A 13438-nucleotide genomic window follows, 5' to 3' on the forward strand; every position below is an offset into this window, starting at 1 on the left:
TGCTCACCTCATCACTTTGAATACACCCATGATAAACTATGAAAATTAGGAAACACCCCGTAAAATCCTTAAGATTTCTTAAGTTTTAAAAAAAGCTTATGGAACCTGTAGTTCCATAAGCTTTCTATCTAATTGAATGTTCAACAATAAAAGACATCCAACCATCTTTATATTCTGCATGTATATTACCATGATGAAGTTCAACAATTCTTTTTGAAATAGCAAGTCCCAGTCCATTTCCCTGGTCATCTTTTCTTGCCTTGTCCCCCCTGAAAAACCTTTCAAACAATTTATTTGGATCGCTAACAGGCGGTTTCTCGACTTTATTTGATACTTTCAACATTGCCTTGTTACCTATTAGTTCAAGACATATAGATAATTCGGATGGTTTCATGCTGTACTTTATCGCATTCATAAAAAGATTTTCATAAACACGTACCATTTTTTCTACATCTATGAAGATAGGTATTGTTTCTTCCGCGATAGATCTTTGAACGATTAAACTTTCCTTTTCAAATATAGGTATGTATTCTCCAACTATTTGTTCCAACAAACCTGATAAATCAACTTCATTAAGGTTTAACTTAGCATCTATACCTGATAAACGAGTATACTCAAACAGCTCATCAATTAAATATTTCAGTCTCTGTGACTTTGAATACGTGGTTTCAAGGTATTCCTGTAATTGTATGTTACTGTTGTATTGCCCTCTTTTTAATAAATCTATATAGCCAATAATAGATGTTAAAGGTGTGCGTAAATCATGAGATACATTGGTGATAAGTTCATTTTTTGTACGTTCTAATTGTCTTTCTTGTTCAAATGTATTCTCCAATTCCTTGGACATATAGTTGATATTTTGAGCAAGTTGGGTCAATTCGTCCTTCCCCTTAATCCCAATTGTTAAACCCAGTTTTCCATTTGCAATATCATTCACATTTTCCGAAATGAGCTTCAAATATACTATTTTCTTTCGAACCAATAGCAAAAAGATTACTATAAAGTTTAAGATTGCGAACGTAAATAAGAACAACATTGCGAGTCTCACTTCAAACATGCCAAAATCTTCGTGTTTTATAAAAAATGGATCTATGACGTATTGCACAATGAGAATTGTTAAACCAAATGAAATAAAAAAACTAATTGCAACAGCACCAAGAAGTTTTATAATAATCTTATTTCTGAAACTAACATTCTTCATATTTTATACCCAATTCCCCAAACAGTTTTAATATAAATGGGATGTTTAGAATCTTCTTCAATTTTGTCTCTTATTTTTGTAATATGCACCATGACGGTATTATCTGATTTATAAAAAACCTCTTTCCAAACTGCTTCATATATTTTTGCTACACTCAGGACAATCCCTTTGTTGCGGGCGAGTAGTTCGAGAATAGCAAACTCTTTTGGAGTTAACCTTGTTTCTTTTCCCCTTACCCATACTTGACGAGTATCTGTATTCACGGTTAAGTCACCAATTTCTAGAATACTTTTATTATGTTCTATGGACGTATTGTATTTTTTAAACCTTCTTAATTGGGATTTTACCCTAGCAATTAATTCTAGTGGGTTAAACGGTTTTGATAAATAATCGTCTGCACCAGAGGCTAGGCCCTGAATTTTGTCTATATCCTCAGATTTTGCAGATAGCATAATGATAGGCATATTGCGATCTTCCCTAATTTTCATACATGCTTCAATGCCATCCATATTCGGCATCATAATATCTAAAATAATCAAATCAAATTCCTTTTCTTCTAACAGTTGTAAAGCTTGTATAGCATCTTCTACCTTTTGAGTTTTTAGGCCTTCATTTTCCAGATATACAGAGATAAGATTTCTAATCTCTTTATCATCATCAACAATAAGAATTTTTGACTCCATATTATTCCTCCACATTAAATGCAATAAGTATCCAATAAAGCATATATTTGTTGTTACTTAGTTAATAAACTTAATAGAGATGGTTTCTATCTTCTTTCTTTACTTAAGACGATTTTTTGTAAAATACACAAAAAGACCGTCACAGTATTGTGACTAAAAAACAAGAAAATTTCAATAACTAATACTATTATTATTTATTTTTAGCTTTTAAGACACCCAGCGCTATTTTGGTTGCTTCTGCAATAAGCTTATCATCGTATTTAGCATCCTCTTTATCATGATTAGAAAGTATCGCAAGAACAATTGGCTTTTTATTTGGTGGCCAAATAATTGCGATATCATTTCTGGTTCCATAAGATCCTGATCCAGTCTTATCAGCTACTTCCCATCCTCCTGGAACTCCAGCACGAATTAAGTTGTCTCCCGTAGTATTCCTTTTCATCCAATCTATTAATAAATCCCGTTTCTCAGTTGAAAGTACATCTCCTAGCGCAAAAGCCTGAAGACTAGTAGCTAATGCCTTTGGGGTACTAGTATCATGTACGTCTCCTGGATGCACTTCGTTTAACTCTGGTTCAAAACGTTCAGGATTTGTAACGGTATCTCCTATTTCTCTCAGTGATTTTTTGAATTCACTAGGTCCACCTAATTGTTTAAGAATAAGATTTTGGGCAGTATTATCACTATATCGAAGGGAAGCATCTGCAAGCTCTTTCAGAGTCATACCCCTATCAACATACTTTTCTGTAATTGGATTGTAATTAACAAGATCTTCACGAGTATACAAAACTCTTTGATTTAGATCTTCTATTGATTTCTTTTGTAAAAGTACTCCCACAGCTAAAGCTTTGTGGGTAGATGCGTATGCAAACCGTTTATCTGATTGATACGTAACGGTTTGATTCGTATCAGTGTCCAATGCATAAATACCGAGTTTAGCATCAAATTCTTTTTCAAGTTTAGCAAAAGAATCATTACCAGTAGTTTCTTGTTTGGTTTGATTTGTTTGTTTCGTTTGTTTTGTTTGTTTAGGTAATTCAGACTGAGTATTGCCATCGGAACAGCCTATAAGCGTTGCACACGAAAGAAATACTACAGGTACCATCTTTTTGTAATGTAAAATGTTAAAAAACTTGTTTAAGACTATCATATATTTTCAACCTCTTTCAAGAATATATAGTTTTTCTAGGTGTTATACATATCGATACAATTAAAGAGTGTATCGGATATCACTCTTCTTGCATCTCACTTTTCATAAAATGATTGAACTATCATGAACACCTGTTTTATACGTATACTTAATAGACAACCTAAGTAACAAGTTTGTTCCATTTTTATCAGTAGTCGTATCTAGAAACCTAAAAGAGTCCATTTAGAAGATTTAAATGGACTCTTTCACTCATATAATACTATCTATAGTTAAACAAATAAGATTAAATACATTTAAATTTTCTTGTTTTATCTACTAAACTGTTTAGGCATTTCTTTAACGTGCTTATCATCATCACGCCAATCATAGGTTTCTTTCTGCGAAACATCTAAAGTTTGATCTCCAATTCTAACAATATTCTTATTTACCCATTCAATATATGGATCGGTATCTGGATAATTCCAATATATATTTTTCTCTGAATCTGTATCAAGGTTAACTAATTCACCCCTAACAGCATCCGCACTTAATGATCCTGCATTATGGAAATAAGTCTTGATGAGATATTTTCCATCTGGAGATTTCACTGTTCGAATTAATTCCCCTTTTGGAACACCTTGCAAACTAAAAAGTTTCCAATATCCAAATCCAATTATAATTACTAACATAGTAAGTATAGTTAGTAATACTTTTCTTTTTGTTTTTTTAATTTCACCTTTTGTATTTATAATACTCATTCAACTCCATTCCATAATATATCAAAAATAAAAATCCTCCTTTAATACGGGATAAACATGAAAATTCCCATTTAGGAAAACTTTAAAAAATCAGACAGTATACTTGAATTGCTCTCCGCAAGAGAATATACTAATAAAGCAGGCTATGACGTTCCTTCCTTCTAACTTCTTTGGCGAAATAGGGATGTTACTTTCCTGCTAAACACATAGGCTATGACAATTCTTCCTTCTTTGTAGAAATTTCAAATTGTTTTAGAGTTGTCAATTTCCTATGAAAATAATTAGACTATAAAACCTCTTTCTTCTTTGGGTTTGAATAAACTTTAGTTTATCAACCATTGATGTAGAGGTTTTCTTTTCTTAATTAACAAATTACCACTTAACAACTAAATGTTATACCCCTAATTTTTCACTAAAAAATAGCTTTATACCCTCAGTGCATTTCTCTACAATTAGTGTGTTTATGCATGTAAAAATAAAAATCTACCACTGAAAGGAGGACAGTCAGACTATTCCCCTCTTTTATAAGGAGTGAATAGCTGGCGTTCTCATGAAAAATTCTATTTACATAAGAAGAAGTTTGAAAGTAATTATAAAAAGAGAAGAAAATAAACTACCGAACATGTATTTAGCCACTGTTTTAAAAAACTTGGAAAGTTTAGGATTTACTTTTTCCGAGCCTTTAATAGAAGAGTTGCAAACACTTTCGGTTGATGCATTCACATCGTTTTACAAAGAGTTGGTAAAACATTTAAAAGAAATGGTTGGTGCACATATTCAGTTTACTCCTATGTATCCAAACTTTCCGCAACAAATGATGGATTTAAGTGACGCTGATTTATACATCAATGCCGTTATTCATTATGTGACGTTGCGCCTACCTGTATCAAAAGTAGAAGAACGACTCCCTCTTTTAGATAGCGTTGATTTGAAAGTTATTGACTTAGGAAGTGAAGAAGATTTCAATCAAATGATTTCTCAATTGATTAGTGCAAACAGCTCTATTTCCTCAACTGATAAGACAGATGTAGAATGGGCTATTACACACACTGAAGATGTTTCCTGTTTTCTACCTAATGTAATTCCTCATAAGGAAAATATGTCTTTTATAATTGGGGTTTTATTAATAAACAGAAAAATATCAGCCGATGCTGCTGCAAAGTATTTTAAAACGGCAACTGATGTTCTTCGCCTTGCAGTTGCTTTATCTGAAGGCGATGTGAGTTTAGCATCCTCCGTTCGATTCAAGAAGTTTAACCGAGCAGAAAGACGCTTCCTTTTAGGATTGTTAGAGCAATGCGGAAACATTACCGAAGATATGATTCGATACAAAAAACGTTGGATTCGTTTAGGTGAAATTCTTCATCCAGCAGAATATCATACTCGTTTCCCAAAAACCCACCGAGCATTTGAGATGCTTCGCAACAACATTAAAGTTGAAACATTTAATGGAAAAATAGAAGCAGCTTTGTTGAATCGTGATATCATGACAGCGAAAAATCTTTTAAAAACTCGCCCGGGGGAATTTGCCAGACGCTTGGATCATTTAATCCGTTTATGTAGTAATAAGTCAACAGATGTTTTCAATATTCTCGAAGATTTTCTAAGTATAATAGGAAACGTTTCTACTCCTGTATTACTTCAACTCACGGCTCATTTTAAGCATCGAAATGATAAAAATGAATTTCGTACCTTTTTTCCAAAGGGAAATGTAGCAAAAGCTATAGGTATTGAAAATACACTTCCATTTATCTCAGAGGATATTTGTTTAATGATTGTAAAAATGTGTGAAGATACTTTAAAAAATCGCTTCACAGAACTTCCAAGTCTTGGAAAAGTATTTTTGGATGAACAGTTAAAAAATCACTTAGTTCCCTTCTCTCAACGTTCAGCCAGCAAAGCGCTTCGCACATTATCTCGAGGAAGTAAAGTAGATTTGCCAGAAGGAGATACGATTCGTTTTTTCCTATGGTGGAAAGAAGGCTATGTGAATGGACAACATACAGGACGCGTTGACATTGATTTGTCTGCTGCAATGTACGACGAAGATTGGCAATACAAAGAACATGTATCCTTCACGAACTTACGTTCAAAAAATTTCAAAGCCTACCATAGCGGAGATATTACTTCTGCACCAAAGGGAGCATCTGAATTCATTGATTTCGATATTCCGTCTGTGCTGAAATATGGTGGACGCTATGTAGTTATGACTTTGCTTTCTTACACAGACCAACCATATAAAGATTTACCAGAATGCTTTACTGGTTGGATGGTTCGTCAATATCCTGGTTCAGGTGAAGTATTTGAACCTTCTACTGTTCAAGATAAAGTAGATATTACTGCCGACACCCAAATCTCTATTCCAGTTATTTTAGACTTAAAGGAACGAAAATTGATTTGGACAGATTTGTCTCTTACAAGAGATCTAACTTATGATAATACCATCGAGGCTAATCAAAAAGGTATGATACTAGTTGGAAAGGCTTTAACTAATTTAGTTAAACCGAATTTATATGACTTGTTCCGATTACATATTGAAGCTAGAGGTGAACTCGTTCAAGAAATCGAAGAAGCAGAAAGCATTTTTTCTTTGGATAAAGGGATTACTCCTTTCGATATCGAAAAAATAATATCTGATTTTATTGCTGACCCACAAGGCTAACTACATTACAAACATTGATAATGTGTGGAAAATATCCATGTATAATGTCTATGTGAAACAGGACCTGATAGATGAATATCAGGTCCTGTTTTTATTTAGTAGATACTAAATAGTCCGGTTAATCATTATTCATCTAGATACACTATACTAATAAAGTGAAATTTATTAGTTAATACGTAACTAATTAAGAAACATTCATATACCAGCCCAAACATCTTTTCCATATCGCCCTTCATCTTGCACACGATCCAACCAATTTCTTGCTTCTTGTTCACTGACTTCATGAATTTCTTGATATGCTTGACAAAGGGTATCTTCTACATCTGGAGCCATTTTACTTCCATCACCACATATATAAAGATGAGCTCCATTATCTAATAACGAAATTAAATTGATTCTATCTTGTTTTATTAAATGCTGTACATATGTTTTTGGATGTCCCTCTAGACGAGAAAAAGCTGTGTGTAAAGAGATTAATCCATCTCTTTCATCATTTTCTAATTCTGTACGATAGAGATAATCTTTTTCAGGATGACGACAACCAAAATATAGATGCGCTTGTCCTAAGTTAATACCTTTTTGCTTTTGAACACGACGCGCTTGCAAGAATCCACGGAATGGTGCAATTCCAGTACCTGGCCCAACCATAATAATTGGTGTTTCTGGATCTTTAGGTAATTCAAAGTTTGATTGTGGCGTTCGAATGAAACAGATAATCTCATCTTTATTATGACGCTGAGCTAAGTAATTAGAAGCGACTCCTTCATATGTCCCTTCCCCACTCCATGCAGGCGCATTAACAACACCGACCGTAATGCTCAGACGATTGTGTGCAACGAGTGGAGAGCTTGAAATAGAATAGTAACGCGGTTTGAGCGCAGGAAGAAGTTCTAAAAAGCGTTCAAATCGGATTTCACAAGCCTCATACTTTTCAAGAAGGTCCAACATTGAAATCCGTTTCTTTAGTATTTGTTCATGGTAAACTCCTTCTTCTAATAATGCTTCCAATTCTTTTTTATGAGGAGGACATGCTGTGAATGTTACCATTTCTCGTATTTGTGCTCGAGTGGCAGCTTCTTGAACTTCAACACTATAACTAAGAAGGTCCAATAAACTAACAGGACTGTCTAAAGGTATGTGATTTATACTTCGTCCACTTGCACTCAGTATAACTTGATCCTTCCCATTTAATCCAAAACGTTTTAAAATTCGGTTGATATTTTTCTCGCTATTAACTGGCAACACTCCAAGGTGGTCTCCTTCTTTATATGTAGCGCCTTCTGGCAAAGATACCTCGATATGTCGTGTACTTCTATCACTGCTGGGTGATTGGAGTTCACGATTTTCTAGTATAGATGCATAAACTGCTTCATATGTTCGTGCAAGAGGAGATCCTCCAAGACGACTAACAAATTGCAGACTCAAAGTACTGCGCTCTTTTTCTATATTTTTGTTGAGCTCCAATCCAAATGCCTTCATCGCATCAGACCACATGTTTTGTTTCCATTGCTCAAGCTGTTCCTCGAAATCACCACTTGCATCTGCTTCTCCGCGTTTAGAAAATCTTGTTGCTCCTTTTTGAGCCATCTGCTCATCAATGTATCTTGGAATCCGTTGATAGGTACTAGCCCAATTATGATCTCCACAACCAAAAACTGCGTATTGAACACCTTTTAGCTCATCCGGTTTTAGTTCCTCCAACCATTGCACAAACTGTCCTGCATTACTTGGCGGTTTTCCATTATAAGAAGAAGTTACAATAAGAACCGCTCCTTCTTTTGGCAAACTTCCAATCCGATCGTTAAGAGCTACCACTTCCGTTCGAACTCCTTCTAAACTAGCTGTATCTGCTAATTCTCTTGCAATACCTTCTGCTACACCTGTATCCGAGCCGTACAGAACAAGAAGTGAAAGATTATCGGCCCCAATAATAGAAGGTGGCTTCTGAACGTGCTGCTTAATTTCATCGTTTTTAAGCTTGTCCTCTGTAGGTGTAAGAACAGTAGGATGACTAATAGTTTGTTTTCGGGGTAGAATCCTAATCTTAAAATCACCGGGCTTTAGCGTTAATGTTTGTTTTACGTCCAGCTGATAGTTTTGATAATCGATTAATTCAAAATGTTGAAGAAGCATTCCCATTACAAGAGTGGCTTCATGAAGTGCAAATTGCATACCGATACATGCTCTCTGGCCATTTCCAAATGGCTTATAAGCATGATGAGGAACCTTATCCAGCTCTTCAAATCGTTCAGGTTGGAATTCTTCCACATTGTCTCCCCATGCATCTTTATCCCTATGTAGCTGTGGAATAAGAACAGAAATACGATCTTCGCCTTTCTTAATTGGGTATTTCCCGCCAATCACTGTATCTTCTTTTGCATAGAGACTGAATGCTGGAGCGGTAGGCCATAGACGTAGCGATTCATTTAAAATCATCCGTATATACTTCAGTTTCATAACTTGTTGGTATGTTGGAGTAGGATCTGTCAAAACACGGTCTACTTCTTCATAGGCTTTTTTCAACTTATCCGGATTCTTTAATAAAAAATAAATTGCAAAAGATAACAATCCACTTGTTGTCTCATGTCCAGCTATTAAAAAGGTAATAATTTGGAAACGAATATTTTCATCATCTAATTTTTCACCAGTTTCCGGATCTGGCACATTTAACATACGGGAAAGTAAATCATTTTCTTCCTGATTCCCATTACTTTTACGTTCAGCAATAATATTATCTACTAAAGAAAACATAGATTGAATATCATGCTGAAATTGACGTTTCGTTCTCCACATGAGTTTATCTTCTATATCCAGCCTCTGTAATTGGTGCATCGCTTCATCTAGAGCACGGGTCATGCTAGTAATAAAAGGATGAGGGGTCTCACGATAAAAGCTATTGAATCGGTAATTAAAACCACATAGACCAATTGTATCTAACGTAAGACGAGTCATATCCTCCGGAACATCTACGTTTTCATTCGGATTAAGTCGTGCCCATTTTTGAACGAGTTGTACAGCAATATCAACCATCATAGCATGGTAATCTTTCATTGCCCGTTGGCTAAATGTAGGCATCAAAATATTATGAGCTTTTTTCCAGTTAGGCTCGTGAGTCTCGCTAGTAAATAATCCGTCTCCAGCAAAGGCGCGAACTTTTGCTAAAGCACCCTCTATACTTTTATCGAACCGTGTTTCGTCACAGACTTCTGCTACCAGTTCATGTCCGGAAACGACAATAATGGTATCACTTAAAGTTTGAATTTGAAAAATGGGACCATACTCTTCCGCTATCTTGATAAAGGATAGGGTCGGTTTATCTTTATCGATTAATGGGAGATTACCCAGCGGTCCATATGTTTTCGGCTGAGGAATGGCAGATACTTTTTTTTCCATTTAAAACACCCTTTCAAAAAAGCATGAAATAAAGTGAAACTTTAATCAGTGGGGGTTTTGTTCATCCCCCACTGATTATTAGTTGAACCAATCGGGCTTTTACGGGCAGTTGGTCCCCCACCTAACTTCTTTGCTTCCGCTAAATTTTGAGGTGGGGGTCTTACTGCCCGTTAATTCGGGATAAAATATCCCATTTAATAAAGAAGAAATAGCAACTAATCGCCTGGGATAAAGATATGTAATTGATTACCTTATTTTATCTTTTCCCTAACTATTCATGATTATGATATTACGTATAAGCTTGGCAATTAGACTTATAACTTGTAGAAAAATACTAAATTAAAATGAAACGAATAAATATAGTTGGAGCCTTTTAATGTTGGTGTTAAAAGATAATCTAGACTTGTAATGTTTATGAGAAATTGCAAACGGATCTCATCTCTTGTATTTGTTTATAAAAACGATTATTTTGATTTATTTTCTTCTAAAACACCCCAAAATAGAAAAGTTGACGAGCTTAAGATTGTAGTATTCGAAAAATCAGTAGTTTAGTTAAACCAATACGATAAGCAAGTATACCGTGTTACTAATGAAAGAGGACCTGATATTCATATCAGGTCCTCTTTCACCACATAATTATTTCACTGCTTCTTTCAGTTCTTTTCCAGCTTTAAATACCGGCGCCTTAGCAGCAAACAACTTGTAGGAATCATTATCTAACGTTTTATTCTTCTCTACCGATTTAACTTCTCGACAGCTTCCGCACTTGTATCTACACGTTTAACGAAAAAAACTAATAGTAGTGCAACAACATTCATACCAAGCGCTACATAAAATGAATATTGAATTCCAGATAATAAAGCCTTCTGAGTTACTATTGCCTTCGTAGTTTCTGTAAAGGTTGTTGGATCTATATGAGACATTAAACTTTCAGCTTTTGTTTTTGTTACAGAGTTCATAATCGTAACAAGAATAGCAGTACCAATCGAACCGGACACTTGTTGAGCCGTATTATTAACAGCTGTACCGTGCGGATTTAAGCGAGTTGGTAATTGATTAAGACCATTTGTCATAAGTGGCATCATAACCATCGCCATCCCAAACATTCGCAGTGTGTAGATAAGAATAATATGTGTGTGACTAGAGTCAATTTGCAGACTTGCCAACATATAAGTTGAAACAGCTGTAATGGAAAGCCCCACTATGCCAAGAATCCGAGGACCATATTTATCAAATAGTTTACCTGTAATTGGTGACATAATCCCCATTATAACCGCACCTGGAAGCATCATCAGCCCAGAGCTCAGCGGCGAAATACCACGGACGTTTTGTACATAAGCTGGTGTTAAAATCATACCCGAAAACATGGCCACCGCGTTGACAATTGCAATTACAGACGCAAGTGCAAACATTGGGTACTTGTAAACACGTAAATCCAATAACGGCTCATCCATTTTTAATTGACGGATAATGAAAGCAATTAAGGCAATAGCGCCTATGATTAAGGCTGTTAAGACAACTTTATTCGTCCAGCCATCGGAGCTTGCAGAACTGAATCCATATAACAAACCACCAAAACCGACAGAAGATAATAGTAATGAGAGATAATCAAGTTTTGCATTTTTATTTTGTTTCATGACATTCTCAGATTTCCAAATCCCTAACAGTAAGCTAATGATTGCTAACGGTAAAATCATTTCAAAAAGCAAGCGCCAGTCATAATACTCTACAATATAACCTGATAGTGTCGGCCCAATTGCTGGAGCTGTAATCATAACTAGTCCAAAAATCCCCATTGCTGTTCCCCTTTTTTCTCTCGGAAAGCTTACTAGCATAATATTCATTAACAAAGGTCCCATAACTGAAGAGCCTGCCGCTTGAACCATCCGACCAGTAAGTAATAAACCAAAGTTCGGTGCTACAGCCGCTAAGGCAGTACCAAGAATAAAAATCACCATAGATGTAATAAATAGGCTCCTATTTGAAAAACGCGTTATTAAAAATGCTGATGCCGGAATTAATACACCACTTACAAGCATATACCCTGTAGAAAGCCACTGGATCGTTGAATAATCTTGAATGTTTAAATCTTTCATTATTGATGGCAAGGCTACATTTAAAAGGGAGTTATTTAGAAATGAAACAAATGCCCCAATAAAAAGGATTACAAGCATTAAATATGGTGGTTTTCTTTTATGTAATGTTTCACTCATATATTTAATTGCCCCTTCATTATAAATTTCATTGATTCGTTTAAATCGTTTACATATTTGCACAAGAAAACATTACCCTTGCAGTATTTTGCCAAACTCTTCGAATGGATATTCTCTTTTTAGCAATTCCACTTGCTCAACATACCATTTTAAAATCTTTTTGTTGATGAAACCTTTATAAAAACGTTTGTTAACGGAATTTAAATTAGGCTGAAATACACAAAATAAGCAACTGAAAATCACCTTCTAAAATAAAGTGAAACTTTAAATCAATGGGTATTTTACGGGCAGCGAGAAAAATCAAAAAGACCACGCACCCATTCCTTTAAATACAGGCTTGTAGATCTAGTTATGTAACCATCCATAAAAAGGAATATTACATAGGCTAAGTCTAACATTACATTTTTAAAGTGAGGAGAATAAGCGTATGGACCAATATTGGTATTTGAATTCAAAGGGAAACGGGGAACAATATACTAACGAAATTTCATTATATTCACAGCCCGAATTAACTAAATCTGAGGTAATGAATGATTTGAAGATTCCTGAGAATTGGAGTTACCGAGTTTATCCAGTTAGTTGGGATTCATCAGCCAATTATACGAGGTTCAATCCCCAACCCCCTCCCTTCTCTTGGGGGCAGCCAATCAATTATGCAGGGATAATGCCACAAGGTCAGCCTGCTAATTGGACTCCATTACCAAGTCATGCAGGTTTTAATTTTCAAAATGCTTCCTTCCCCTGGGCCCAGCCATTCAATCATACAGGGATGTTCGCACAAGGTCATCTTGCGGCTTTACTATCGCCGCCAGCCAAGTCTTTTCATTTCAATACCAATAACTCGGGTGTTTTTGGAAACCCTCCAGGATGGGGTAGTCCGTGGGCCCCAATGGGATGGGGAAATAACGGAGGTAACGGTCAGCTAGGAATGCTTGGAAACTTACTTACAGCAGGAAAAGGCACCATGAGTGGAATAGGAATGATCAGTAGTCTAATCGGGATGGGGAAATTCTTCTTTTAGTTAATTAAAGTGATAGAATTGGTCCGCAGCTCAGACATTCCAACAAAATATTTCATTTTCCATTGATTTAATGTTTTCAAACATGTACTCCTCAATATATTTATTGTGTGCTTCCAATACTCCACCCAAGTTCGTCTCCTTGTCTTTCAATTTATAAAAAAATCTGTTGCAACTCTTTAGACAACAATTCCAGTTCATAAAAAATTGATAAGTTCATAACAAAAACGCCATCTCTTCCTTTGATTCTAGGGAAAGAATAGCGTTTTTGTTACGTAACAATTAAGTTGTTTCATTCTTATTTATTCAATAATTTCATTGTCATTTCTCTGCATTTTTAGCCTGATAGCGATATGATCATAACCCGTAAAATGCCATTTC

8 protein-coding genes are annotated in these 13438 nt (G+C 35.3%); 2 read left to right on the forward strand and 6 right to left on the reverse strand.

The genetic code is table 11. The annotated features are described in order from the left end of the window. Positions 1-124 precede the first annotated feature (124 nt). From AC3EMB_RS15670 to AC3EMB_RS15685, 4 genes are all read right to left on the reverse strand, one after another. On the reverse strand, positions 125-1201 hold the full coding sequence (locus AC3EMB_RS15670) for a HAMP domain-containing sensor histidine kinase (RefSeq protein ID WP_488517123.1): 1077 nt from the start codon (positions 1199-1201) through the stop codon (positions 125-127). Beyond that, complete coding sequence (locus tag AC3EMB_RS15675) at positions 1198-1884, reverse strand: response regulator transcription factor (protein ID WP_000444089.1); 687 nt, start codon at positions 1882-1884, stop codon at positions 1198-1200. Before AC3EMB_RS15675 ends, AC3EMB_RS15670 begins: the two co-directional genes overlap by 4 nt. A gap of 190 nt (positions 1885-2074) precedes the next feature. After that, positions 2075-3034 carry a class A beta-lactamase gene (gene bla / locus AC3EMB_RS15680; RefSeq protein WP_071731926.1) on the reverse strand — a complete coding sequence of 320 codons (960 nt, stop codon included), beginning with the start codon at positions 3032-3034 and terminating at the stop codon, positions 2075-2077. Positions 3035-3342: 308 nt separating this feature from the next. Further along, positions 3343-3771: a DUF5412 domain-containing protein gene (locus AC3EMB_RS15685; RefSeq protein ID WP_000022543.1), complete on the reverse strand. Its 429-nt coding sequence runs from the start codon at positions 3769-3771 to the stop codon at positions 3343-3345. Positions 3772-4321: 550 nt separating this feature from the next. On the opposite strand from AC3EMB_RS15685, the gene AC3EMB_RS15690 reads away from it, so the two are divergent. Further along, positions 4322-6433, forward strand: a complete 2112-nt coding sequence (locus AC3EMB_RS15690) for a TerD family protein (protein ID WP_340720026.1) — start codon at positions 4322-4324, stop codon at positions 6431-6433. A 195-nt stretch (positions 6434-6628) separates the two neighbouring features. On the opposite strand, the gene cypD is transcribed toward AC3EMB_RS15690, so the two are convergent. Next, complete coding sequence (cypD, locus tag AC3EMB_RS15695) at positions 6629-9826, reverse strand: bifunctional P-450/NADPH--P450 reductase (protein ID WP_078401018.1); 3198 nt, start codon at positions 9824-9826, stop codon at positions 6629-6631. A 734-nt stretch (positions 9827-10560) separates the two neighbouring features. Beyond that, a complete protein-coding gene (locus AC3EMB_RS15700) occupies positions 10561-12039 on the reverse strand; it encodes a DHA2 family efflux MFS transporter permease subunit (RefSeq protein ID WP_340783307.1) in 1479 nt (492 codons plus the stop codon). Between the two features lie 427 nt (positions 12040-12466). Between AC3EMB_RS15700 and AC3EMB_RS15705 the strand changes: the two genes are divergently transcribed. After that, positions 12467-13060, forward strand: a complete 594-nt coding sequence (locus AC3EMB_RS15705) for a hypothetical protein (protein ID WP_340783304.1) — start codon at positions 12467-12469, stop codon at positions 13058-13060. Positions 13061-13438: the final 378 nt, after the last annotated feature.

Source organism: Bacillus sp. LQ16, from assembly GCF_057784645.1.

Coding starts and splice junctions, on each gene's coding strand:
- AC3EMB_RS15685 (WP_000022543.1), bottom strand. CDS start 3,771: ATGAGTATTATAAATACAAAAGGTGAAATTAAAAAAACAAAAAGAAAA.
- AC3EMB_RS15690 (WP_340720026.1), top strand. CDS start 4,322: ATGAAAAATTCTATTTACATAAGAAGAAGTTTGAAAGTAATTATAAAA.
- AC3EMB_RS15670 (WP_488517123.1), bottom strand. CDS start 1,201: ATGAAGAATGTTAGTTTCAGAAATAAGATTATTATAAAACTTCTTGGT.
- AC3EMB_RS15675 (WP_000444089.1), bottom strand. CDS start 1,884: ATGGAGTCAAAAATTCTTATTGTTGATGATGATAAAGAGATTAGAAAT.
- cypD (WP_078401018.1), bottom strand. CDS start 9,826: ATGGAAAAAAAAGTATCTGCCATTCCTCAGCCGAAAACATATGGACCG.
- bla (WP_071731926.1), bottom strand. CDS start 3,034: ATGATAGTCTTAAACAAGTTTTTTAACATTTTACATTACAAAAAGATG.
- AC3EMB_RS15700 (WP_340783307.1), bottom strand. CDS start 12,039: ATGAGTGAAACATTACATAAAAGAAAACCACCATATTTAATGCTTGTA.
- AC3EMB_RS15705 (WP_340783304.1), top strand. CDS start 12,467: ATGGACCAATATTGGTATTTGAATTCAAAGGGAAACGGGGAACAATAT.